32 protein-coding genes are annotated in these 21,419 nt (G+C 66.1%); all 32 read right to left on the reverse strand.

Translation table 11 applies throughout. The annotated features are described in order from the left end of the window. Positions 1-150: 150 nt before the first annotated feature. Complete coding sequence (gene rpmJ, locus D452_RS29420) at positions 151-264, reverse strand: 50S ribosomal protein L36 (RefSeq protein ID WP_082206327.1); 114 nt, start codon at positions 262-264, stop codon at positions 151-153. 54 nt (positions 265-318) lie between these two features. Then, positions 319-540, reverse strand: a complete 222-nt coding sequence (gene infA, locus D452_RS0104635) for a translation initiation factor IF-1 (protein ID WP_017578623.1) — start codon at positions 538-540, stop codon at positions 319-321. Between the two features lie 285 nt (positions 541-825). Beyond that, positions 826-1,269, reverse strand: coding sequence for a DUF1707 SHOCT-like domain-containing protein (locus D452_RS0104640; RefSeq protein ID WP_017542986.1), 444 nt, complete (start codon positions 1,267-1,269; stop codon positions 826-828). A gap of 88 nt (positions 1,270-1,357) precedes the next feature. Then, positions 1,358-2,182: a type I methionyl aminopeptidase gene (gene map / locus D452_RS0104645; RefSeq protein WP_017542987.1), complete on the reverse strand. Its 825-nt coding sequence runs from the start codon at positions 2,180-2,182 to the stop codon at positions 1,358-1,360. Continuing rightward, positions 2,182-2,841: an adenylate kinase gene (locus D452_RS0104650; RefSeq protein WP_193374209.1), complete on the reverse strand. Its 660-nt coding sequence runs from the start codon at positions 2,839-2,841 to the stop codon at positions 2,182-2,184. The genes map and D452_RS0104650 overlap by 1 nt, the downstream gene beginning before the upstream one ends. Then, positions 2,842-4,155, reverse strand: a complete 1,314-nt coding sequence (gene secY / locus D452_RS0104655) for a preprotein translocase subunit SecY (protein ID WP_017542989.1) — start codon at positions 4,153-4,155, stop codon at positions 2,842-2,844. It abuts the gene before it with no gap. Positions 4,156-4,436: 281 nt separating this feature from the next. Then, entirely contained in the window at positions 4,437-4,901 is a 465-nt protein-coding gene (rplO, locus tag D452_RS0104660) for a 50S ribosomal protein L15 (protein ID WP_017542990.1), read from the reverse strand. Continuing rightward, a complete protein-coding gene (rpmD, locus tag D452_RS0104665; RefSeq protein WP_017542991.1) occupies positions 4,898-5,083 on the reverse strand; it encodes a 50S ribosomal protein L30 in 186 nt (61 codons plus the stop codon). The genes rplO and rpmD overlap by 4 nt, the downstream gene beginning before the upstream one ends. 2 nt (positions 5,084-5,085) lie before the next feature. After that, positions 5,086-5,688: a 30S ribosomal protein S5 gene (gene rpsE / locus D452_RS0104670; RefSeq protein WP_017542992.1), complete on the reverse strand. Its 603-nt coding sequence runs from the start codon at positions 5,686-5,688 to the stop codon at positions 5,086-5,088. Positions 5,689-5,739: 51 nt separating this feature from the next. After that, positions 5,740-6,120 carry a 50S ribosomal protein L18 gene (gene rplR / locus D452_RS0104675; protein ID WP_017542993.1) on the reverse strand — a complete coding sequence of 127 codons (381 nt, stop codon included), beginning with the start codon at positions 6,118-6,120 and terminating at the stop codon, positions 5,740-5,742. A 2-nt stretch (positions 6,121-6,122) separates the two neighbouring features. Next, positions 6,123-6,659: a 50S ribosomal protein L6 gene (gene rplF, locus D452_RS0104680; protein WP_017542994.1), complete on the reverse strand. Its 537-nt coding sequence runs from the start codon at positions 6,657-6,659 to the stop codon at positions 6,123-6,125. Between the two features lie 17 nt (positions 6,660-6,676). Then, entirely contained in the window at positions 6,677-7,075 is a 399-nt protein-coding gene (rpsH, locus tag D452_RS0104685; RefSeq protein ID WP_017542995.1) for a 30S ribosomal protein S8, read from the reverse strand. Positions 7,076-7,345: 270 nt separating this feature from the next. Then, positions 7,346-7,531: a type Z 30S ribosomal protein S14 gene (locus D452_RS0104690; protein ID WP_013156124.1), complete on the reverse strand. Its 186-nt coding sequence runs from the start codon at positions 7,529-7,531 to the stop codon at positions 7,346-7,348. Positions 7,532-7,544: 13 nt separating this feature from the next. Next, entirely contained in the window at positions 7,545-8,120 is a 576-nt protein-coding gene (gene rplE, locus D452_RS0104695) for a 50S ribosomal protein L5 (protein WP_017542996.1), read from the reverse strand. Further along, positions 8,120-8,425: a 50S ribosomal protein L24 gene (gene rplX / locus D452_RS0104700; protein WP_017542997.1), complete on the reverse strand. Its 306-nt coding sequence runs from the start codon at positions 8,423-8,425 to the stop codon at positions 8,120-8,122. The genes rplE and rplX overlap by 1 nt, the downstream gene beginning before the upstream one ends. Before the next feature lie 3 nt (positions 8,426-8,428). Beyond that, the gene (gene rplN, locus D452_RS0104705; RefSeq protein ID WP_013156121.1) at positions 8,429-8,797 is read right to left on the reverse strand and encodes a 50S ribosomal protein L14; all 369 of its coding nucleotides are present in this window, start codon (positions 8,795-8,797) and stop codon (positions 8,429-8,431) included. Positions 8,798-8,901: 104 nt separating this feature from the next. Next, entirely contained in the window at positions 8,902-9,174 is a 273-nt protein-coding gene (rpsQ, locus tag D452_RS0104710; protein ID WP_017542998.1) for a 30S ribosomal protein S17, read from the reverse strand. Further along, entirely contained in the window at positions 9,171-9,425 is a 255-nt protein-coding gene (rpmC, locus tag D452_RS0104715; protein WP_017542999.1) for a 50S ribosomal protein L29, read from the reverse strand. Before rpmC ends, rpsQ begins: the two co-directional genes overlap by 4 nt. After that, positions 9,425-9,841, reverse strand: a complete 417-nt coding sequence (rplP, locus tag D452_RS0104720) for a 50S ribosomal protein L16 (RefSeq protein ID WP_026128979.1) — start codon at positions 9,839-9,841, stop codon at positions 9,425-9,427. The genes rpmC and rplP overlap by 1 nt, the downstream gene beginning before the upstream one ends. Before the next feature lie 3 nt (positions 9,842-9,844). Continuing rightward, positions 9,845-10,633, reverse strand: a complete 789-nt coding sequence (gene rpsC, locus D452_RS0104725; protein ID WP_017543001.1) for a 30S ribosomal protein S3 — start codon at positions 10,631-10,633, stop codon at positions 9,845-9,847. Beyond that, entirely contained in the window at positions 10,633-11,001 is a 369-nt protein-coding gene (gene rplV, locus D452_RS0104730) for a 50S ribosomal protein L22 (protein WP_017543002.1), read from the reverse strand. Before rplV ends, rpsC begins: the two co-directional genes overlap by 1 nt. Positions 11,002-11,075: 74 nt before the next feature. Then, positions 11,076-11,354, reverse strand: coding sequence for a 30S ribosomal protein S19 (gene rpsS, locus D452_RS0104735; protein ID WP_017543003.1), 279 nt, complete (start codon positions 11,352-11,354; stop codon positions 11,076-11,078). 12 nt (positions 11,355-11,366) lie between these two features. Further along, the gene (gene rplB, locus D452_RS0104740; RefSeq protein WP_017543004.1) at positions 11,367-12,206 is read right to left on the reverse strand and encodes a 50S ribosomal protein L2; all 840 of its coding nucleotides are present in this window, start codon (positions 12,204-12,206) and stop codon (positions 11,367-11,369) included. A 58-nt stretch (positions 12,207-12,264) separates the two neighbouring features. After that, positions 12,265-12,555, reverse strand: a complete 291-nt coding sequence (rplW, locus tag D452_RS0104745; RefSeq protein WP_017543005.1) for a 50S ribosomal protein L23 — start codon at positions 12,553-12,555, stop codon at positions 12,265-12,267. Then, a complete protein-coding gene (rplD, locus tag D452_RS0104750) occupies positions 12,552-13,223 on the reverse strand; it encodes a 50S ribosomal protein L4 (protein WP_017543006.1) in 672 nt (223 codons plus the stop codon). Before rplD ends, rplW begins: the two co-directional genes overlap by 4 nt. 3 nt (positions 13,224-13,226) lie before the next feature. After that, positions 13,227-13,877 carry a 50S ribosomal protein L3 gene (gene rplC / locus D452_RS0104755; RefSeq protein WP_017543007.1) on the reverse strand — a complete coding sequence of 217 codons (651 nt, stop codon included), beginning with the start codon at positions 13,875-13,877 and terminating at the stop codon, positions 13,227-13,229. Positions 13,878-13,889: 12 nt separating this feature from the next. Then, a complete protein-coding gene (gene rpsJ / locus D452_RS0104760) occupies positions 13,890-14,198 on the reverse strand; it encodes a 30S ribosomal protein S10 (protein WP_013156110.1) in 309 nt (102 codons plus the stop codon). Between the two features lie 257 nt (positions 14,199-14,455). Continuing rightward, positions 14,456-15,649, reverse strand: a complete 1,194-nt coding sequence (gene tuf / locus D452_RS0104765; protein ID WP_017543008.1) for an elongation factor Tu — start codon at positions 15,647-15,649, stop codon at positions 14,456-14,458. A gap of 82 nt (positions 15,650-15,731) precedes the next feature. Continuing rightward, a complete protein-coding gene (gene fusA, locus D452_RS0104770; RefSeq protein WP_026128980.1) occupies positions 15,732-17,843 on the reverse strand; it encodes an elongation factor G in 2,112 nt (703 codons plus the stop codon). 45 nt (positions 17,844-17,888) lie between these two features. Further along, a complete protein-coding gene (gene rpsG / locus D452_RS0104775; protein ID WP_017543010.1) occupies positions 17,889-18,359 on the reverse strand; it encodes a 30S ribosomal protein S7 in 471 nt (156 codons plus the stop codon). Positions 18,360-18,361: 2 nt separating this feature from the next. Then, positions 18,362-18,733 carry a 30S ribosomal protein S12 gene (rpsL, locus tag D452_RS0104780; RefSeq protein WP_014912437.1) on the reverse strand — a complete coding sequence of 124 codons (372 nt, stop codon included), beginning with the start codon at positions 18,731-18,733 and terminating at the stop codon, positions 18,362-18,364. Positions 18,734-19,195: 462 nt separating this feature from the next. Beyond that, entirely contained in the window at positions 19,196-20,959 is a 1,764-nt protein-coding gene (locus tag D452_RS30645; RefSeq protein ID WP_160167870.1) for a hypothetical protein, read from the reverse strand. Positions 20,960-21,419 lie beyond the last annotated feature (460 nt).

A 21,419-nucleotide genomic window follows, 5' to 3' on the forward strand; every position in this document is an offset into this window, starting at 1 on the left:
ACGAGGCCCCGGCCTCCGACCGGGGGTTCTCCCCCGCGCGTCCTCGACGGCGGGAGATCGGAACAGGTTTTCGTTGTTTCACGTGCCCGGCTGGGGTGGTACCCCACCGGGTCCTCGCTGTGCGGAAGCCGCGACGAGCGAACCGGGGTGCTAGCCCTGGCGCTGCTTGTGGCGCGGGTCCGAGCAAATGACCATGATCCGACGGTTACGGCGGATCACGCGGCACTTCGCGCAGATCTTCTTCACGCTCGGCTTGACCTTCATGGTGACTCCGAACTCATCACATCACCAGTCTTGGGCCGTGCGGCCCCTGACGGGCTACTTGTAGCGGTAAACGATGCGCCCGCGCGTGAGGTCGTACGGGCTCAGCTCCACGACGACGCGGTCGTCGGGGAGAATACGGATGTAGTTCATCCGCATCTTGCCGCTGATGTGGGCAAGGACCGTGTGCTTGTTGTCGAGCTCTACCTTGAACATAGCGTTGGGTAGCGACTCGACAACGGAACCCTCGATCTCGATGGCGCCGTCTTTCTTCGCCATGTCCTCCACGCCTCGCTCATCAATTGGTTGATCATGACAACCCGACGCGACCCCAGTGGCCTCGCATGACACGAGAGCCCGGACGACCGGAGAAGTCCTGGTCGTCAGAGCCTGAACACACTGGAAGCTCGGGCCAACTGCGAGAGAGCGTACGTCGAGTGGAATGACGTGGCACAAAGAAGGCAGACTGACCCAACAGCCCGCGTATGGGCAGTGACAGTCTATCCCCTTCGGGCAAGTACTCCTAACCGGAGGGCACAGAACCCTACACGGTCGGCGGGCGTCCTAGTCGTCGCCCTGGCCGCGCTGGGCGGCGAGCACCCCGAAGGTCACGACGGACATCATGATCCCCCACGGGCCGAGGACCCACAGGAACCAAGGGTAGCTGGCCCCGGTCGTGAAGTAGAGGATCATCCAGATGAAGAAGCACAGGAGGTTGACGCCGCCGTAGAGGACCCACGGCACCATCAGCGCGGGGTCGCGCAACCGCAGGGGCGGGGCCGCGGCGTCGGCCAGCGGGGCCCGGCCGACGTCGGCGAGGTCACGCTCGGGCAGGTCCCGGGTCACCACGGCCAGTTCCTCCACGGTCCTGGACCGGTAGGCCTGGCTGAGGCGTTCGGTGAACTCCTCGTGGTCCAACCGGCCCTGCGCGAAGTGCTCCTGGAGGAGCCCCGCCACGCGGTCCCGCTCGGCGTCGGACGTTCGTATCGACGGCACCGGTTCCGACACTGCGTACCTCGCCTCTTCACCCGTGGGTGGTCGCCACCCCCGCCGCCTCCGGCCGTGGGCCGGAGGTAACCGGGGGGTGGGTCCGCCGTCACCAGGTCGGCTGGACGAACCCCATCTGGGTGATTTTATCGCGGTTCGACTCGCGTGCGGTCAGCACCATCGGGCCGTCCGCCGTGATCGCCACGGTGTGCTCGAAGTGGGCGGCGCGACCGCCGTCCCGCGTGACGACCGTCCAGCCGTCGTCCAGCTCGACCACGTCGTGCTTGCCGAGCGTGGTCATCGGCTCGATCGCCAGGCACATGCCCTCGACCAGCTTCTGGCCGCGGCCCTTCTTGCCGTAGTTGAGCACGTGCGGGTCCATGTGCATCTCGGTGCCGATGCCGTGGCCGCCGTACTCACGCACGTTGCCGTAGCCCCCGTTGGCCGAGATGTGGCCGCCGATCGCGAACCCGATGTCACCCAGGCGCCTGCCCGGGTGCATCTGCGCGATCCCCTGCCACATGGACTCCTCGCACACCTCCATCATCGCGAGGTCCTCGGGCCGGGCCTCCCCGACCGCGATGGTCACCGCGGAGTCGCCGTGCCAGCCGTCGAGGATGGCACCGCAGTCGATGGAGATGATGTCGCCGTCCGCCAGGACGCGCTCGGTGCTCGGGATACCGTGCACGACCACCTCGTTCACCGAGGCGCAGATCGAACCGGGGAAACCGTGGTAGCCCTTGAAGGAAGGGATGGCGCCGGCGTCCCGGATGACCTTCTCGGCCACCGCGTCGAGGTCGAGGGTGGACACCCCGGGCCGCACCGCGGCCCGGAGGGTGTCCAGGGCGCGGGCCACGACCTGGCCCGCCGCCCTCATCTTGGCGATCTGTTCCGGCGTCTTGATCTGCACGCCCGAGTCGGCTCTACGGGACATCAGCGGGCCGACCGCTTCTCCTCGATGGCGGCCTTGGCGCGGGCCGTCACCTCCGCCACGGGACCCGTGGCGGCGATGGTGGCCAGCAGGCCCTCACCGGAGTAGAACTCGACCAGCGGGGCGGTCTGCTCGCGGTAGACCTTCAGGCGGTGCCGGATGGTCTCCTCGCGGTCGTCCTCACGCTGGTAGAGCGCGGCGCCCTCGTTGTCGCACTTGCCCTCGGCCTTCGGGGCGTCGTACTCGACGTGGTACACGCGTCCGCACTCGGGGCAGGAACGACGACCGGAGAGGCGCTTGACGACCTCCTCCTCGTCGACCCGCAGCTCCAGGACGACGTCGAGGTCGGTGCCGAGGTCGCCGAGCATCCCCTTGAGGGTCTCGGCCTGGGGGACGTTGCGGGGGAACCCGTCCAGCAGGAAACCACCCGCCGCGTCGTCCTGGGCCAGCCGGTCCTTGACCATGGCGTTCGTGACCTCGTCGGGGACGAGGTCACCACGGTCCATGAACTCCTTGGCCTTCTTGCCGAGTTCGGTACCACCGCTGACGTTGGCCCGGAAGATGTCACCGGTGGACACCTTCGGGATCGACAGCTCTTCCGCGAGGATCTGGGCCTGGGTGCCCTTACCGGCCCCAGGCGGCCCCACCAATACTGCACGCATTTATCGCAGAAAACCTTCGTAGTTCCTCTGCTGGAGGTGACTCTCGATCTGCTTCACCGTGTCCAGCCCGACACCCACCATGATCAGGATGCTCGTCCCGCCGAAGGGGAAGTTCATGTCGGCACCGGTGGCGCCGAGAGCGACCATGGGCAGGAGAGCGATCACACCCAGGTACAGCGAACCGGGGGTCGTCAGACGAGTCAGGACGTAGTCCAGGTACTCGGCGGTCGGACGCCCCGGACGGATACCCGGGATGAACCCACCGTACTTCTTCATGTTGTCGGCGACTTCAGTGGGGTTGAACGTAATCGCCACGTAGAAGAACGCGAAGCCGACGATCATGACGAAGAAGGTCGCCATGTAGACGGGGTGAGTGCCCGTGAGGAAGTAGGTCTGGAAGAACTGGGCCACCGGATGGGTGGAGTCCTGTCCGATCAGACCGACGACCAGCTGGGGAAGGTACAGAAGGGAGGAGGCGAAGATCACGGGGATGATGCCCGCCTGGTTGACCTTCAGGGGGATGTAGGTCGAGCTGCCGCCGTACATGCGACGACCCACCATGCGCTTCGCGTACTGCACCGGGATACGGCGCTGAGCCTGCTCCATGAACACCACGGCGGTGATCAGGGCCAGACCGGCGAGGCAGATGATGATGAAGATCCAGACCGACCGCTCCTCGTACAGACCCATGATCGAGGAGGGGAACATCGCGATGACCTGGGTGAAGATCAGCAGCGACATACCGTTGCCGACACCGCGCTCAGTGATCAGCTCGCCCATCCACATGATGATCGCGGTACCCGCCGTCATCACGAAGACGATCGTCACCATGGTGAGGATGTCCTGGTTGGGCATGTAGACCGACGGGTCGATCGAGTTCTGGAAGAGCGCGCCGGTGCGGGCCATGGCCACGATGGAGGTGGCCTGGAGCACGGCGAGCATGAGGGTCAGATAGCGGGTGTACTGCGTGATCTTGCTCTGTCCGGCCTGACCCTCCTTCTTGAGGGCCTCCAGACGGGGGATCACCACAGTGAGCAGGTTGATGATGATGCTCGCGGTGATGTACGGCATGACCCCGAGCGCGAACACCGCCAGTTGCAGCAGGGCGCCGCCGCTGAACAGGTTCACCAACGCGTAGACGCCGGACTGGTCCTGCGCGGTGATGAAGTCCATCTGGTCCCTGATCGCCGCCGAGTCGATGCCCGGTGCGGGAATCACCGAACCCAGCCGGAAGATCGTCAGGATGAACAGTGTGAACAGCAGTTTATTGCGCAGGTCGGGCGTGCGGAATGCACGAACGAACGCACCTAGCACGTCTCCTCCTGCGCGGCTTCGGCGGCGGAACGGGTTCCAGACATCGCGGCCGATCCTGAATCGTCGTAGAACGTCAGCGCCGGGCCTGTCGCCCGGTGCTCGGAAGTACTCACATTACGTCAAGCGGGGAACTCAAACAGATGGCACTGTAACAGTCATCACCTGACGCGAGGGGTCGGAGCGGGATAACGAACCCACTCCAACACGTGAGGGCGCCCGCCAACAGGACCTTTCTCGGTCCTGCTGGGCGGGCGCCCCCAGTACGCATCGTAGGGAAACCCCTACAGCTCGGTGACAGTGCCACCGGCGGCGGTGATCTTCTCCTTCGCGGAGCCGGAGAACGCGTTGGCGCTCACCTGCACGGCGACGGTGATCTCACCCGTACCCAGCACCTTGACGAGCTGGTTCTTGCGAACCGCACCCTTGGCGACCAGGCCCTCGACGGTGACCTCGCCACCCTCGGGGTAGAGCTCGCTCAGCTTGTCCAGGTTGACGACCTGGTAGGTCGTCTTGAACCGGGCGTTGCTGAAGCCCTTGAGCTTCGGGATCCGGCGGATGAGGGGCATCTGCCCACCCTCGAAGCCGGGACGAACGGTGTTACGAGCCTTGGTGCCCTTGGTACCGCGACCAGCGGTCTTACCCTTGGAAGCCTCGCCGCGACCCTTGCGGATCTTGGCCTTGTTGCTACCCGGGGCGGGACGCAGGTGGTGCAGCTTGAGCAGCTCGTCGGGGTTGTAGTCGCTCATTCTGCGACCTCCTCGACAGTGACGAGGTGCGAGACGATCGTGATCTGCCCGCGAACCTCAGGGCGGTCCTCACGGACGGTGGACTTACCGATCCGACCCAGGCCCAGCGACTGGAGAGCAGCGTGCTGCTTCACCTTGCCGCCGATCTTGGAGCGGGTCTGCGTGATCTTGATCTTGGCCATGATCAGGCTCCTGCCTTCGCCTCAGAGCGAGCGCGCAGCATGGCAGCCGGGGCCACATCCTCGATCGGCAGACCGCGGCGGGCCGCGATCTCCTCGGGCTGGTTGAGACCCTTGAGCGCCGCCACCGTGGCGTGCACGATGTTCAGCGGGTTGGACGAACCGAGCGACTTGCTCAGGACGTCGTGGATGCCAGCGCACTCCAGGACGGCGCGCACGGGACCACCGGCGATAACACCGGTACCCGGGGCGGCCGGACGGAGCAGGACGACGCCAGCGGCTTCCTCGCCCTGGACCCGGTGCACGATGGTGCCCTGGATGCGGGGGACGCGGAAGAAGTTCCTCTTCGCGGCCTCCACGCCCTTGGCGATCGCGGCCGGAACTTCCTTGGCCTTGCCGTAACCAACGCCCACCATGCCGTTGCCGTCACCGACGACGACGAGTGCGGTGAAGGAGAAGCGACGGCCGCCCTTGACGACCTTCGCGACCCGGTTGATGGTCACGACCTTCTCGATGTAGGAGACACCCTTGTCTGCGGCGCCGCCGCGGCGATCGTCACGGCGATCACGCCGCTCGCCACCGGCGCCGCGCCGCGGTGCTGCAGCCATCAGTGATTCCTCTTCTCGTGCTTGTTCTTGGCCAGTACAGAGGTCATGGAACTAGAACTCCAGCCCGCCCTCGCGCGCCGCGTCGGCGAGCTTGGCGATACGACCGGCGTACCGGTTACCACCGCGGTCGAAGACGACCTGGGTGATACCGGCGTCCTTCGCGCGCTGCGCGACGAGCTCACCGACCTTGACGGACTTGTCGGACTTCGTGCCCTCGGCACCCCGCACATCGGTCTCGACGCTGGAGGCGGCGACCAGGGTGTGACCCTTGGAGTCGTCGATCACCTGCGCGACGATGTGCTTGGAGGAACGGAACACGGCCAGACGCGGACGCTCACTGGTGCCCACGACCTTCTTGCGGACCCGGAACTGCCGGCGCTTGCGCGAGGTGGTGGCCTTCGCGGTGCGCTTACGGCTCACGGTGATGCCCATGCCTACTTACCAGCCTTTCCGGCCTTGCGGCGGATGTGCTCACCCTTGTACCGCACGCCCTTGGCCTTGTACGGGTCAGGCTTGCGCAGACCGCGGATGTTCGCGGCGACCTGGCCCACCAGCTGCTTGTCGATGCCCTCGACGTGGAGGATGGTCGGCTTCTCCACGCGGAAGGTGATGCCCTCGGGGGGCTCGATGACCACCGGGTGGCTGAAGCCCAGCGAGAACTCCAGGTTGGAGCCGCGGGCCTGGACGCGGTAACCCACACCGTGGATCTCCAGCGTCTTGGCGTAGCCCTTGGAGACACCCTCGACGAGGTTGGCGACCAGCGCACGGGTCAGACCGTGCAGCGACCGGTTCTCCGGCTTGTCGTCAGGACGAGCGACCGTGACGATACCGTCCTCGAACGAGACGGTGATCGGCTCGGCGATCGTGTGCTTGAGTTCGCCCTTCGGCCCCTTGACAGTGACGTCTTGCCCGTTAATCGTGACTTCGACGCCCTTGGGGACCGAGAGCGGCAGTCGACCGATTCGCGACATGCTTCAGTCTCTCCCTATTACCAGACGTAAGCGAGGACTTCGCCGCCCACGCCACGCTTCTTGGCCTGCTTGTCAGTCATCAGGCCACCGGACGTCGAAATGATCGCCACACCGAGGCCACCCAGCACGCGCGGAAGGTTCTCCTTCTTCGCGTACACCCGGAGACCGGGCTTGGACACCCGGCGGATTCCCGCGATGGAACGCTCACGGGTGGGGCCGTACTTCAGGTCGAGGACGAGGCTCTGGCCCACGGGGGCCTCCTCGGTCCGCCAGCTCTGAATGAAGCCCTCCTGCTGGAGGATCTCGGCGATGTGCGCCTTGATCTTGGAATACGGCATCGTCACGGTGTCGTGGTACGCCGAGTTCGCGTTACGCAGACGCGTCAGCATGTCTGCGATCGGGTCGGTCATCGTCATGGCCGACTGGCCCTTCCTCACCGCGGTTTCCGAGTGCGGGCTTTCCCAGAGCCTGCCTCCCGTCGGGGTTACCCCCGGAGAGTGCACAAACGGACCTTCGGCGTGGTCGTGGGCACCGCGGTCCCTCCCGGGACTGCCGTGCCCTGTTGAATGGATGTTGCTGCACCGACGACCGCCAGGAGGCGGTCACGGTCACTGCTTCGAGCCACCAGTGAGGCGGCGTTTCGGGGGGCCGACCGCGCTAGCGCGCAGGGTCGGCCCCACCGGAAACTACCAGCTCGACTTGGTGATACCGGGCAGCTCGCCCCGGTGGGCCATCTCGCGGAAGCAGATACGGCACAGGCCGAACTTCCGGAAGACGGCGCGGGGGCGGCCGCACCGAGAGCATCGAGTATACGCACGAACGCCGAACTTCGGCTTCCGCTGCGACTTCGCGATCAGGGACTTCTTAGCCATCTGTGGTAACCCCTCAGGCTTCCTTGAACGGGAAACCGAGCCGCTTGAGCAGGCTGCGGCCTTGTTCGTCGGTGGTCGCCGTCGTGACAACCGTGATGTCCATCCCACGCTGGCGGTCGACCTTGTCCGGGTCGACCTCGTGGAACATGACCTGCTCGGTCAGACCGAACGTGTAGTTGCCGTTCCCGTCGAACTGCTTCGGGGAAAGGCCACGGAAGTCCCTGATCCGGGGCAGGGCCAGCGAGAGCAGCCGGTCGAGGAACTCCCACATCCGGTCGCCGCGCAGCGTGACGCTGGCGCCGATCGGCTGACCCTCGCGCAGCTTGAACTGCGCGATGGAGTTCTTGGCCCGGTTGATCTTCGGCTTCTGGCCGGTGATCGCCGTGATGTCGGCGATCGCGCCCTGGATCAGCTTCGCGTCCCGAGCCGCCTCGCCCACGCCCATGTTGACCACGATCTTCGTGAGACCGGGGATCTGCATGACGTTGGCGATGTCGAACTCGTCCTTGAGGCCCGCAGCGATCTCGTTGCGGTACTTCTCCTTGAGTCGCGGCATCGGAGGCGCGGTGATGTCGTTGGTAACCGTCATCAGATGTCCTTACCGGTGCGACGGGAGACCCGAACCTTGGTTCCGTCTTCCTCGAAGCGGTAGCCGACCCGAGTGGCCTTGCCGTCCACGGCGAGCGCAACATTGCTCACGTGGATGGGGGCCTCCTTGGTGACGACCTCGCCCTGCTGGCCGCCCGCCGGGTTGGCCTTCCTGTGCTTCTTGACCAGGTTGACGCCCTCGACGATGACACGGTCTTCCTTCGGCAGGGCCTTGACGACCTTGCCGGTGGCACCCTTGTCCTTGCCGGCGAGAACGATGACCTCGTCGCCAGATTTGATCTTCATCGCTTAGAGCACCTCCGGCGCCAGCGAAATGATGCGCATGTACTTCTTGTCACGCAGCTCACGGCCGACCGGGCCGAAGATGCGGGTGCCTCGCGGGTCCCCACCGTCCTTGATGAGCACGGCAGCGTTCTCATCGAAGCGGATGTAGGAGCCGTCGGGCCGGCGGCGCTCCTTGACGGTGCGCACGACAACGGCCTTGACGACGTCGCCCTTCTTGACTCCAGCGCCAGGCAGGGCGTCCTTCACCGTGGCGACGATCGTGTCGCCGATCCCGGCGTAGCGCCGACCCGAGCCACCGAGAACACGGATGGTAAGGATCTCCTTGGCACCCGTGTTGTCGGCGACCTTGAGTCGCGACTCCTGCTGAATCACGTCTGCTCCTGATGTGATGCGTGCGGTCCACTGCCGCACGGCTAGGTGGTCTCACCCCTCGCGTCGGCGGCCGACAACGCGTGCCGGCCGCCAACAGGCTGGGGTTACTTAGCCTTCTCCAGGATCTCCACGACGCGCCAACGCTTCGTCGCGGAGAGCGGCCGGGTCTCCATCATGCGGACCCGGTCGCCGACGCCAGCGGAGTTCGCCTCGTCGTGCGCCTTGTACTTGGTCGTCCGTCGGATGACCTTGCCGTACAGGGCGTGCTTGACGCGGTCCTCGACCTCGACAACGACGGTCTTGTCCATCTTGTCGCTGACGACGTAGCCCTCGCGCACCTTGCGGTAGTTGCGCGTCGCGGTCTGGTTCTCACTCATTCGGCTGCTTCCTTCGTCTCCTCAGCCGACTCACCAGACAGCGGGACGATGCCCAGCTCGTGCTCGCGCAGGACCGTGTAGATCCTGGCGATCTCGCGCTTGACAGTGCGCAGACGGCTGTGGTTGTCGAGCTGGCCGGTGGCGGCCTGGAAGCGGAGGTTGAAGAGCTCTTCCTTGGCTTCCTTGAGCTTCGTGACCAGGTCCTCGACGGACTGGTCGCGCAGCTCGTGGGCAGTCACGGACTTCGCCACTACTCCCACACCTCCCGCTTAACAAACTTGCACTTCATCGGGAGCTTGTGCATCGCACGGCGCAGGGCCTCCTTGGCCACGGCCTCGGGCACGCCCGACAGCTCGAACATCACGCGACCCGGCTTGACCGGCGCGACCCACCACTCGGGCGAACCCTTACCGGAACCCATGCGGACCTCGGCGGGCTTCTTCGTCAGCGGACGGTCCGGGAAGATGTTGATCCACACCTTGCCGCCACGCTTGATGTGACGCGTCATGGCGATACGAGCGGACTCGATCTGACGGTTCGTCACGTAAGCCGACTCCAGGGCCTGGATGCCGAACTCACCGAAGGTGATCGTCGTCCCGCCCTTGGCCTTGCCGCGAAGGTCCGGGTGGTGCTGCTTCCGGTACTTCACCTTGCGAGGAATAAGCATCGGTCAGCTCCCCTCGGTCTTCGGGGCCTCGGCCGAAGCACCAGCCTTGGCGTCAGTGTTCGGGGCGCCAGCGGCACCGCCACGACGGCGACGCTGCGGGCGCTCGCGGCGCTGACCGCCACCGGCGGTGCGCTGCGCGGCCTGAGCGGCCTCGCGCTCGGCGCGGGTCACAGGGGCGTCGCCCTTGTAGATCCACACCTTGACGCCGATGCGACCGAACGTCGTACGGGCCTCGAAGAAGCCGTAGTCGATGTCGGCGCGCAGCGTGTGCAGCGGGACGCGACCCTCGCGGTAGAACTCCGAGCGGGACATCTCAGCCCCACCCAGGCGGCCACCGCACTGGATACGAATACCCTTGGCGCCACTCTTCATGGCGCTCTGCATGGCCTTGCGCATCGCGCGGCGGAAAGCCACGCGGCTGCTCAGCTGCTCAGCGACGCCCTGGGCGACGAGCTGCGCGTCGATCTCGGGGTTCTTGACCTCGAAGACGTTCAGCTGCACCTGCTTGCCGGTGAGCTTCTCAAGGTCCGTACGGATCCGGTCGGCCTCGACGCCGCGGCGGCCGATGACGATGCCCGGCCGGGCGGTGTAGACGTCCACGCGGACACGGTCACGGGTGCGCTCGATCTCCACCTTGGAGATGCCCGCGCGCTCCATGCCACGGGTCAGCATCCGACGGATCGCGACGTCTTCCTTGACGTAGTCCTTGTAGGACTTGTCGGCGTACCAGCGGCTCTTGAAGTCGGTGGTGATGCCGAGGCGGAACCCGTGCGGGTTTACCTTCTGCCCCACTATCGGGTCCTTTCCTTGGTCTTGGACGAGGCGCCCGCGCCCTCAGCGACGACCACGGTGATGTGGCTCGTGCGCTTGGTGACTCGGAAAGCCCGGCCGAAGCCTCGGGGACGAATGCGCTTCAGGGTCGGACCCTCGTCCACCCAGACGCGCTCGACCACCAGGGACTCACGGTCCAGCTTGTCGTTGTGCTCAGCGTTGGCGATGGCGCTTGCCAGCACCTTGCCAACGGGCTCGCTCGCCGACTGGGGCGCGAACCGGAGCACCGCCTGTGCCTCGTCAGCGGGCAACCCGCGAATAAGGTCCGCCACCCGGCGAGCCTTTCGGGGCGTAACGCGGACGAACCGCGCCTGTGCCCTCGTTCCCATCGCTTTTCCCTCGCTCACGGAAATTCCTTCCCCACTCACCGTGGAGAAAATGGTTCTTACAACTGCTGCAACCGCTAGCGGCGGCTGCGGCGGTCGTCCTTGACGTGGCTACGGAAAGTACGCGTGGGAGCGAACTCACCGAGCTTGTGGCCGACCATCGACTCCGACACGAACACCGGAACGTGCTTGCGGCCGTCGTGGACGGCGATCGTGTGACCGATCATCTCCGGGACGATCATGGATCGCCGGGACCACGTCTTGATGACGTTCTTGGTCCCCTTCTCGTTCTGAACTTCCACCTTCTTGATGAGGTGGTCGTCGACGAAGGGACCCTTCTTAAGGCTACGTGGCATCAGACGTGCTCCTTACCGCTTCTTCTTACCGCTACGCCGACGCCGCACGATCAGCTTGTCGCTGGCCTTGTTCTTGGCCCTGGTCCGGCCTTCCTTCTTGCCCCAGGGGCTGACCGGGTGACGACCACCGGAGGTCTTGCCCTCACCACCACCGTGCGGGTGGTCGACCGGGTTCATGACCACACCGCGGACGGTCGGGCGCTTGCCCTTCCACCGCGAGCGGCCGGCCTTGCCCCAGTTGATGTTGGACTGCTCGGCGTTGCCGACCTGACCAACCGTGGCGCGGCAGGAGATCTCGACCATGCGCATCTCGCCGGAGGGCATACGCAGCGTGGCGTAACGGCCCTCCTTGGCGAGGAGCTGGATCTGCGACCCCGCGGAACGACCCAGCTTGGCACCGCCACCGGGCTTCAGCTCGACCGCGTGCACGAACGTACCCGTGGGGATGTTGCGCAGCGGGAGGCAGTTGCCCGGCTTGATGTCGGACTGGGGGCCGTTCTCGATCTTGTCGCCCTGCTTGAGGCCGGCGGGCGCCAGAATGTAGCGCTTCTCACCGTCCACGTAGTGGAGCAGAGCGATCCGAGCGGTGCGGTTGGGGTCGTACTCGATGTGAGCGACCTTGGCCGGCACGCCGTCCTTGTCGTGACGACGGAAGTCGATCACGCGGTAGGCGCGCTTGTGGCCACCACCCTGGTGACGAGCGGTGATCCGGCCGTGGCCGTTACGACCGCCCTTGGAGTGAAGCGGACGGACCAGGGACTTCTCCGGCTCCGAACGCGTGATCTCGACGAAGTCGCTCACGCTGGAGCCGCGACGACCCGGCGTCGTCGGCTTGTACTTACGAATGCCCATCTTCTTCGCGCATTCCTTTACGTGTTGCTTGACATGTAGCGGTCAGACCCGGGAAAGGTCAGACACCGAAGATGTCGATCCGCTGGCCGTCGGCCACGCTGACGATCGCGCGCTTGGTGTCGGGACGCTTCCCGAAACCGAAACGGGTCCGCTTGCGCTTACCCTTCCGGTTGATCGTGTTCACGTTCGTGACCTTCACTTCGAAGATCTTCTCGATCGCGATCTTGATCTGGGTCTTGTTGGCGTCCGGGCGAACGATGAACGTGTACTTGTTCTCGTCCATGAGCCCGTAGCTCTTCTCGGAGATCACCGGCTCGACGATGATGTCCCGGTGGTCGGCGATCCTCACTGGTCGTCCTCCTCGGACTCAGCGGCCTTCGAGGCACCGGCCGCGTGGGCCAGGAACTCGGCGTAGCCCGCCTCAGTGAAGACCACGTCGTCCGCGTAGAGGACGTCGTAGGTGTTCACCTGGTCCGCGTCGAGGATGTGGACCTCTTCGAGGTTGCGCAGGGCGCGCCGGTTGTGCTCGTCCTCGCGGGCCAGGACGACGAGAACCTTGTCGGACTCGGTGACCTGGCGCAGCGCCTTCAGAGCGGTCTGCGTGAACTTGTTCTCCGCGCCCTCACCGACGAACTCGGTGACAACGTGGATACGGCCGTGGTTGGCCCGGTCCGAGAGGGCACCGCGCAGGGCGGCGGCCTTCATCTTCTTCGGGGTCCGCTGGCTGTAGTCACGCGGCTGGGGACCGTGAACGGTGCCACCACCGGTGTACTGCGGGGCGCGGATCGAGCCCTGACGGGCGCGACCGGTTCCCTTCTGGCGGTAGGGCTTCTTGCCACCGCCGCGGACCTCGCCGCGGGTCTTGGTGGCGTGGGTGCCCTGCCGGCCGGCGGCCAGCTGGCCGTTCACGACCTGGTGGATCAGCGGAATGCTGACCTGCTGGGCGAAGACGGACTCGGGGAGCTCGACGCTGCCCTTGGAGCCGCCCTCAGGGTTCTTGACCTCGATCTGGGCCATGGCTTACTTGTCCCCCTTCACAGCGGTGCGGACGAGCACCAGACCGCCGTTGGGACCCGGGACAGCACCCTTGACCAGGATGAGGCCCTTCTCCGCGTCCACTGAGTGAACGGTCAGGTTCTGGACGGTCTTGCGCACGTTGCCCATGCGCCCGGCCATCCGCATGCCCTTGAAAACGCGGCCGGGAGTGGCGCAGCCGCCGATGGAGCCGGGAGAGCGGTGCTTACGCTGGGTGCCGTGCGAGGCGGAGAGACCACGGAAACCGTGGCGCTTCATCACACCGGCGAAACCCTTGCCCTTGCTCTTGCCCGTGACGTCGACCTTCTGGCCGATCTCGAACGCCGCGGCGTCGACCTCCTGGCCGAGCGTGTACTCGGAGGCGTCGGTCGTACGCACCTCGACGTAGTGACGGCGCGGGGTCAGGTCGTTCGCACGCAGGTAGTCGCCCAGGGGCTTGTTGACCTTGCGCGGGTTGATCTGCCCGTAGCCGAGCTGGATGGCGGAGTAGCCATCGGTGTCGGGGGTCCGGATGCGGCTCACGACGCACGGACCGGCCTTCAGGACGGTCACGGGCACCATCTTGCCCGCGTCGTCGAAGACCTGGGTCATGCCGAGCTTTTCGCCCAGAACTCCCTTGATCTGCTTGGTGGCCATGTCTGTGCGTCCTTAAAGCTTGATCTCGATGTCAACGCCAGCCGGGAGGTCGAGTCGCATGAGCGAGTCGACCGTCTTCGGCGTGGGGTCGATGATGTCGATCAGCCGCTTGTGGGTGCGCATCTCGAAGTGCTCGCGCGAGTCCTTGTACTTGTGCGGCGATCGGATGACGCAGTAAACGTTCTTCTCCGTCGGCAGCGGCACCGGGCCCGCGACCTGTGCGCCAGTTCGCGTCACAGTCTCAACGATCTTGCGCGCCGAGCTGTCGATGACCTCGTGGTCATAGGCCTTTAGCCGAATGCGGATCTTCTGTCCCGCCATGTGGCCTGTTCGTCCTTCGCTTCAGTGTCCGTAACGGTGAGCTGTCCGGTCACAGACGCCCAGGCCCGTCGGCGAATCCGCCGGCGTGTTGGCCGTGAGCCCCTATTCCCTTGAGAAACCGCAACAGGGCTTGCCCCTGCGGTGCGTCACCGTCACAGAGCCCGATGACGTCTTGTCAGTGTGGCGGGCGGGCCGCCGTGAAGCGGCCCACCCACCACGTTGGGGCGGCTCCGGAAGGGGCCACCCCAACGTGTGTGCTACTTGAGGATCTTCGTGACGCGACCCGCGCCCACGGTCCGGCCACCCTCACGGATGGCGAACTTGAGGCCCTCTTCCATCGCGACCGGCTGGATCAGGTTGACGGTCATCTCGGTGTTGTCACCGGGCATGACCATCTCCGTGCCCTCCGGCAGCGTCACGACGCCGGTGACGTCAGTGGTGCGGAAGTAGAACTGCGGGCGGTAGTTGTTGAAGAACGGCGTGTGGCGGCCGCCCTCGTCCTTGGACAGGATGACGACCTGGCCCTCGAACTCGGTGTGCGGGGTGGTCGTGCCGGGCTTGATCACGACCTGGCCGCGCTCGACGTCCTCGCGCTTGATGCCGCGCAGGAGCAGACCGACGTTGTCGCCGGCCTGACCGTTGTCGAGCAGCTTGCGGAACATCTCAACACCGGTGACGGTGGTGGTCTGCTTCTCTTCCTTGATGCCGACGATGTCAACGGTCTCGTTGACGTTGACGACGCCGCGCTCGATACGACCGGTGACGACGGTGCCGCGACCGGTGATCGAGAAGACGTCCTCGATCGGCATGAGGAAGGGCTTCTCGGTGTCACGCTCGGGCTCGGGAATGAAGCTGTCCACGGTGCCCATGAGCTCCAGGACGGCCTTGCCCCACTCCGCGTCGCCCTCGAGGGCCTTGAGAGCCGAGACCTTGGTGACGGGGATGTCGTCGCCGGGGAACTCGTACTCGCTGAGGAGCTCACGGACCTCGAGCTCGACGAGCTCGAAGATCTCCTCGTCGTCCACCATGTCGGCCTTGTTCAGGGCGACGACGATGGCGGGGACGCCGACCTGGCGGGCCAGGAGGACGTGCTCCTTGGTCTGCGGCATCGGGCCGTCGGTGGCGGCCACGACCAGGATCGCGCCGTCCATCTGCGCGGCACCCGTGATCATGTTCTTCACGTAGTCCGCGTGACCGGGGCAGTCGACGTGGGCGTAGTGACGCGCCTCGGTCTGGTACTCGACGTGAGCGACGGAGATGGTGATACCGCGCTCGCGCTCCTCAGGAGCGTTGTCGATGTCCTCGAACGGGGTGAACGGGTTCAGCGCCGGGTACGCGTCGTGCAGCACCTTGGTGATGGCCGCGGTCAGCGTGGTCTTGCCGTGGTCAATGTGACCGATGGTGCCGATGTTGACGTGCGGCTTAGTCCGCTCGAACTTTTCCTTCGCCACTGGAAGTCTCCTAGACGTACAGATCTATCGACTGTGGTCCAACCCCGCGGTCGCGGGGTACAGCCGGGTTGCTTGCTCGCGACTACTCGCCGCGAACCTTCGCCACGATTTCCGTGGCGACAGCGGACGGAACCTCCGCGTAGGAGTCGAACACCATCGAGTAGTTGGCTCGACCCTGGGTACGGCTGCGCAGGTCACCCACGTAGCCGAACATTTCCGAAAGGGGCACCTGGGCCTTGACGAGACGGACGCCGGAACGCTCGTCCATGGACTGAATCTGTCCACGACGGGAGTTCAGGTCACCGATCACGTCACCCATGTACTCCTCAGGGGTGGTGACCTCGACGGCCATGACCGGCTCAAGAAGAGTCGGCTTCGCCAGGCGGACGGCCTCCTTGAAAGCCATCGAACCGGCGGTCTTGAACGCCATCTCGGACGAGTCGACGTCGTGGTACTGACCGTCCGTCAGGCTCACCTTGATGCCGACGAGCGGGTAGTGCGCGAGCACACCCAGCTCAGCGGCCTCCTGGCAACCAGCGTCGACCGAGGGGATGTACTCCCGCGGGATGCGGCCACCGGTGACGGCGTTGACGAACTCGTACCCGGACGCGTCGCCGTCCTCGGACGTGAGCGGCTCGAGGTCGATCTTGACCTTGGCGAACTGGCCCGACCCACCGGTCTGCTTCTTGTGGGTGTAGACGTGGCCTTCGACCTTCTTGCGAATGGTCTCACGGTAGGCCACCTGGGGCTTACCGATGTTCGCCTCGACCTTGAACTCGTCGCGCATGCGGTTGACCAGCACCTCGAGGTGCAGCTCGCCCATGCCGGAGATCACGGTCTGACCGGTCTGCTCGTCCGAGGCCACCTGGAAGGAGGGGTCCTCGTCCGCCAGACGCTGGATCGCGATGCCCAGCTTCTCCTGGTCGCTCTTGGTCTTCGGCTCGATGGCCACCTCGATGACCGGAGCCGGGAAGGTCATGGACTCCAGGACGATCGGAGCACCCTGCTCGCAGAGCGTTTCGCCGGTCGTGGTGTCCTTTAGACCCATGACCGCGACGATGTCGCCCGCACCAGCGGCGGGGATCTCCTCGCGTTTGTTGGAGTGCATCCGGTAGACCTTGCCGATGCGCTCCTTGCGGCCCTTGAGGCTGTTCAGCACCTGGGTGCCGGCCTCGAGGACGCCGGAGTAGATCCGCACGTACGACAGCTTGCCCAGGTGGGGGTCGCTGACGATCTTGAAGACCAGGGCGGAGAACGGCTCCTCCACGCTCGGCTTGCGCTCGAGCTTGGTCTGCTCGGTCTCGTCCTTGGGGTCGTGACCGTCGATGGCCTCGACATCCAGGGGCGAGGGGAGGTAGTCGACGACCGCGTCGAGCAGGGGCTGGACGCCCTTGTTCTTGAAGGCGGTACCGCAGACGACCGGGATGGCCGTGCCGGCGATGGTGGCGCGACGGATCGCGGGCACCAGCTGCTCGACGGTGGGCTCCTGGCCCTCGAGGTACATCTCCATGATCTCGTCGTCGGCCTCGGCCAACGTCTCGAGGAAGAAGTCGCGCGCCTCACGAGCCGCGTCCGCGTGGGACTCGGGGATCTCGATGGTGTCGTACATCTCGCCGAGCGCGGCCTCGTCGTTCCAGACGTAGGCCTTCATGCGGACGAGGTCGATGACGCCCTTGAAGTCGCTCTCGGCACCGATCGGCAGCTGGATCGGCATGGCGTTCGCGCCGAGGCGCTCACGGAACATGTCGACACAGCGCTGGAACTCGGCGCCGATCTTGTCCATCTTGTTGACGAAGCAGATGCGCGGCACGTTGTACCGGTCGGCCTGACGCCAGACCTGCTCCGACTGGGGCTCGACGCCTTCCTTGGCGTCGAACACCGCGACGGCGCCGTCAAGGACACGCAGCGACCGCTCGACCTCGACCGTGAAGTCGACGTGGCCGGGCGTGTCGATGATGTTGATCGTGGTGTCGTTCCAACTGGTGGTGATCGCAGCCGAGGTAATGGTGATACCCCGCTCCTGCTCTTCCTTCATCCAGTCCATCGTCGAGGCGCCGTCGTGCGTCTCGCCGAGCTTGTGGTTGACACCCGTGTAGTAGAGGATCCGCTCGGTCGTCGTGGTCTTGCCCGCGTCGATGTGGGCCATGATGCCGATGTTGCGGACCTTGGCCAGGTCAAGCAAAGTCTTAGCCATGTGGCTCGTCTTCCCTAGGTCTCAAGGAATCGATTCGCCGCGGGGTTACCAGCGGTAGTGGGCGAAGGCCTTGTTCGACTCGGCCATCTTGTGCGTGTCCTCACGCTTCTTGACAGCCGCGCCCAGACCGTTGCTGGCGTCCACCAGCTCGTTCATCAGACGCTCGGTCATGGTCTTCTCACGACGCTGACGCGAGTAGGAGACCAGCCAGCGCAGGGCCAGCGTGGTGGACCGGGAGGCGCGAACCTCGACCGGCACCTGGTAGGTCGCGCCACCGACACGGCGGCTGCGGACCTCCAGCGCGGGCTTGACGTTGTCCAGGGCTCGCTTGAGAACGACGAGCGGGTCCTGACCGGACTTCTCCCGGGCACCCTCGAGGGCGTCGTACACGACGGCCTGAGCGATGGAGCGCTTGCCGTCGAGGAGCACCTTGTTGATCAGTGCGGTGACGAGCGGCGAGCCGTAGACCGGGTCGGTGATGAGCTGGCGCTTCGGCGCCGGGCCCTTGCGCGGCATGCTTACTTCTCCTTCTTGGCGCCGTAGTGGCTACGGGCCTGCTTGCGGCCTCGGACACCCTGGGTGTCGAGCGAACCGCGGACAATTCGGTAGCGAACGCCCGGCAGGTCCTTCACACGACCGCCACGAACCAGCACGATGCTGTGCTCCTGGAGGTTGTGACCAATGCCGGGGATGTAGGCCGTGACCTCGATGCCGCTGCTCAGCTTGACGCGAGCGACCTTACGCAGAGCGGAGTTCGGCTTCTTCGGCGTAGTGGTGTAGACACGCGTGCACACACCACGACGCTGCGGACTCCCCTTCAGCGCCGGGGTCTTGTTCTTTGCGACCTTGTCCTGTCGGCCCTTGCGGACCAGCTGCTGGATGGTGGGCACCGCGTCTCCGTCTTCCTCGTGACCTACGCCGGTTCTCGTAGCCGATATCGCTATTGACCTGCTGAATTCCCCGAACCTCCCCGACCCCCGTGGTCGGGCGTGTCGCCCTCGTTCCCACGCATGGCGAACGGATGCACACCCGGTCGGAGACCGATTCACAGGAGGGGGTTCACCTGCGCCGCGCGCCCCGTGTCCATCCTGTGGAGAACTGGGGCGCCGCACACGCACGTGTGACCCGTCGACTCACGGGCACAATCACACAGGCTACCGCTAACCGAACATGCGGTCAAAACGGTGTGCGACATGGCGAGACAAGCGGAACCGGATCTCGCGTAGCCGTGGGTCTCCACCAGTCTACGTGCTCCCCGGCGCGCTTCGCCCAGGGTTTCCCGTCAAAGGGCCGGCAACGAGGACGGCCGCCTTCCGGAGGACTCGATTGTCCCCCGGAAAGCGGCCGGGTTTCTACAGAACGAACCAGATCGCGACGGAGATCACCGTCACGAGGATGCCGATGACCGCGAAGACGGTGCCCGTGGTGATCAGGCCCAGCCCGTCGAGGGTCCCGCGCGACTCCCGGATCGCCCGCTTGGCCTTGGGGCCGGTGACGAACAGCGCCAGGATCGCGGTGATCACACCGAGGCCCGGGATCACCGAGGCCAGACCCAGCCACAGGGTGACGTTCGCACCGGGTTCGGTGTCGGCCAGGAAGTCGATGCTGTCGTAGCCGGGGTAGTCGCCGTCGTCCCGGGCCTCGTCGAAGCCCGGGAAGTCCTCGGCGATCTTGTCCCGGCGCCGCTTGGCGGGCCTGGGCCGCTCCGGCATCCCGTAGTCGGCCGGGGTGAAGTCGTCCTCGTAGTCCGTCTCCACCTCCCCGCGGTCCCGGTCGTCCTCGTCCGAAGGATCGTCCTCGTAACGGTCCTCGGGACCGTCGCGACCAAGGGACGGGTCCTCGTCGAAGGAGGGCGCGCTGAACATCTGGGTGGCGCCCTCACCGCCGCGCCAGGAGTCGTCGCCCTCCTCGTCGCGGTCCTGCTCGGGGTCGTCCTCGTGGTCCTTCGTCCTGGCGCGCGACTGCATGTCCGCGATGGCGGCCAGCGGATCCCCGGAACTCGGGACGGCGGCGGACAGCGTGCCGGTGTCCGGCTCGTCGTCCTCCCCCCAGTCCCCGTACTCGTCCCGGGGCGCTTCCCTGCGGCGCCGCTCGGCGTCCCTGACCACGTCGGGCAGACGCGGGTCGTCACGGTCGAAGGCCCAGGTGTTGCCGGTGCCGCCTGCGGGCGGGGACAGCTCGTCGTCGTACCGGTCGGTGGGCCGAGCCCCCTCCACGGGACGCGGGGACAGCTCGTCGTCGTACCGGTCACCGCTGTACGAGGGGGGCCCGGTCTGGTCGGACCACGGCCGCTCGGCCTGTTCCGTCCACGGCTCCGTGGTGCCCGAGGCCTTCCACGTGTCCCCGGTGTCCTCACTGGGGCTCCAGCTGTCCAGCCCGCCGGTGCCGCGCCACTCGCTCGACTGTTCCCGGTCCGACTTCCAGAGTTCCTCGCCGTGGCCCGTCGGGCGCCAGGTGTCCTGGAGGGGGTCGGAGCCCTGGGAGGCCCACGCGTCCGAAGCCGAGCCAGGGCCGGAAACCGTCGGGAACGGCGCGTCCCCGTCCAGCGAGGAGTCCGGGGTCCGCGAGGACCACGGGTCCGACGCGGAGCCGGGACCCGAGACCGTCGGGAACGGCGCGTCCCCGTCCAGCGGGGAATCCGAGTCCCACGACCCCTCACCGGAGCCGGAGGGCCGGGGACTCCAAGAGGACGAACCGGAGGCCGGAGCCTCGGAGTCCCACGAGTCCCCGGAGTCCGATGAGGACCACGGGGCCCGATCAGACTCAAACGACTCGGAACCACGCGAGGGAGCGGAGTCCAGCGGAGACCACGAGTCCGAACCGGAGGGCGAGCCCTGCGAACCCCACGAATCACCGACGGAATCGGAGTCCTGGGCGGAACCAGGTGCGGACTCCTGTGGCAGCCACGCGTCCTGACCGAGGGTCGCACCATGTGGGCCACCGGAGGAAACGGGGTCCAGCGGAGACCACGGAGCGGCATCGGCGTCACGCGGTTCGGAATCACCCGAGGCCCACGAGTCACCGGACTGACCGGAGTCGAGAGAAGCACCCGCGGTGTACCCGGCAGCCGAGGACTCGGAGTCCCAGGAACCCTGGGACGGCCGCGCGTCGCTCACGGCGTCCGACTCCCGCGAGGCAGCGGAGTCCCACGAATCATCGGAGGGACCGGAGTCCGGGGAGGACCACGGGGCAGCGTCGGTGTCGTACGGGTCGGAACCACGCGAGGCAGCGGAGTCCCGCGAAGACCAGGAGTCCCCGACAGACCCGGAGTCCTCAGGAGCACCCGAGGGAGGGAAGTCCGAGGACACAAGCGAATCGGAGTCCCAGGAACCCCACGAATCACCGGACGAACCGGAGTCGCGAGAAGCACCGATAGCCGAAGACGCGGAGTCCCAGGAACCCCGGGACGACAGCGCTTCGGAATCCGAACCCCACAGTTCACCGGCGGAACCGGAGTCCTGAGCGGGACCGCGGACGGCCCCGGGTGCCGACTCCTGCGGCGACCACGCGTCCTGTCCCGGGGCCGCACCGCGTGAGTCACCGGAGGGACCGGAGTCCGGGGAGCGCCACGGGGCA

Source organism: Nocardiopsis prasina DSM 43845 (assembly GCF_000341265.1).
Lineage (GTDB): Bacteria > Actinomycetota > Actinomycetes > Streptosporangiales > Streptosporangiaceae > Nocardiopsis > Nocardiopsis prasina.

Excerpts from the sequence above, each read along its gene's own strand:
- rpmJ (WP_082206327.1), bottom strand. The coding sequence starts at position 264 with ATGAAGGTCAAGCCGAGCGTGAAGAAGATCTGCGCGAAGTGCCGCGTG.
- infA (WP_017578623.1), bottom strand. The coding sequence starts at position 540 with ATGGCGAAGAAAGACGGCGCCATCGAGATCGAGGGTTCCGTTGTCGAG.
- map (WP_017542987.1), bottom strand. The coding sequence starts at position 2,182 with ATGTCCCGTAGAGCCGACTCGGGCGTGCAGATCAAGACGCCGGAACAG.
- D452_RS0104650 (WP_193374209.1), bottom strand. The coding sequence starts at position 2,841 with ATGCGTGCAGTATTGGTGGGGCCGCCTGGGGCCGGTAAGGGCACCCAG.
- rplO (WP_017542990.1), bottom strand. The coding sequence starts at position 4,901 with ATGAGCGACTACAACCCCGACGAGCTGCTCAAGCTGCACCACCTGCGT.
- rpmD (WP_017542991.1), bottom strand. The coding sequence starts at position 5,083 with ATGGCCAAGATCAAGATCACGCAGACCCGCTCCAAGATCGGCGGCAAG.
- rpsE (WP_017542992.1), bottom strand. The coding sequence starts at position 5,688 with ATGGCTGCAGCACCGCGGCGCGGCGCCGGTGGCGAGCGGCGTGATCGC.
- rplR (WP_017542993.1), bottom strand. The coding sequence starts at position 6,120 with ATGGGCATCACCGTGAGCCGTAAGCGCACCGCGAAGGCCACCACCTCG.
- rplF (WP_017542994.1), bottom strand. The coding sequence starts at position 6,659 with ATGTCGCGAATCGGTCGACTGCCGCTCTCGGTCCCCAAGGGCGTCGAA.
- rpsH (WP_017542995.1), bottom strand. The coding sequence starts at position 7,075 with ATGACGATGACCGACCCGATCGCAGACATGCTGACGCGTCTGCGTAAC.
- D452_RS0104690 (WP_013156124.1), bottom strand. The coding sequence starts at position 7,531 with ATGGCTAAGAAGTCCCTGATCGCGAAGTCGCAGCGGAAGCCGAAGTTC.
- rplE (WP_017542996.1), bottom strand. The coding sequence starts at position 8,120 with ATGACGGTTACCAACGACATCACCGCGCCTCCGATGCCGCGACTCAAG.
- rplX (WP_017542997.1), bottom strand. The coding sequence starts at position 8,425 with ATGAAGATCAAATCTGGCGACGAGGTCATCGTTCTCGCCGGCAAGGAC.
- rpsQ (WP_017542998.1), bottom strand. The coding sequence starts at position 9,174 with ATGAGTGAGAACCAGACCGCGACGCGCAACTACCGCAAGGTGCGCGAG.
- rplP (WP_026128979.1), bottom strand. The coding sequence starts at position 9,841 with ATGCTTATTCCTCGCAAGGTGAAGTACCGGAAGCAGCACCACCCGGAC.
- rplV (WP_017543002.1), bottom strand. The coding sequence starts at position 11,001 with ATGGGAACGAGGGCACAGGCGCGGTTCGTCCGCGTTACGCCCCGAAAG.
- rpsS (WP_017543003.1), bottom strand. The coding sequence starts at position 11,354 with ATGCCACGTAGCCTTAAGAAGGGTCCCTTCGTCGACGACCACCTCATC.
- rplB (WP_017543004.1), bottom strand. The coding sequence starts at position 12,206 with ATGGGCATTCGTAAGTACAAGCCGACGACGCCGGGTCGTCGCGGCTCC.
- rplD (WP_017543006.1), bottom strand. The coding sequence starts at position 13,223 with ATGGCCCAGATCGAGGTCAAGAACCCTGAGGGCGGCTCCAAGGGCAGC.
- rplC (WP_017543007.1), bottom strand. The coding sequence starts at position 13,877 with ATGGCCACCAAGCAGATCAAGGGAGTTCTGGGCGAAAAGCTCGGCATG.
- rpsJ (WP_013156110.1), bottom strand. The coding sequence starts at position 14,198 with ATGGCGGGACAGAAGATCCGCATTCGGCTAAAGGCCTATGACCACGAG.
- fusA (WP_026128980.1), bottom strand. The coding sequence starts at position 17,843 with ATGGCTAAGACTTTGCTTGACCTGGCCAAGGTCCGCAACATCGGCATC.
- rpsG (WP_017543010.1), bottom strand. The coding sequence starts at position 18,359 with ATGCCGCGCAAGGGCCCGGCGCCGAAGCGCCAGCTCATCACCGACCCG.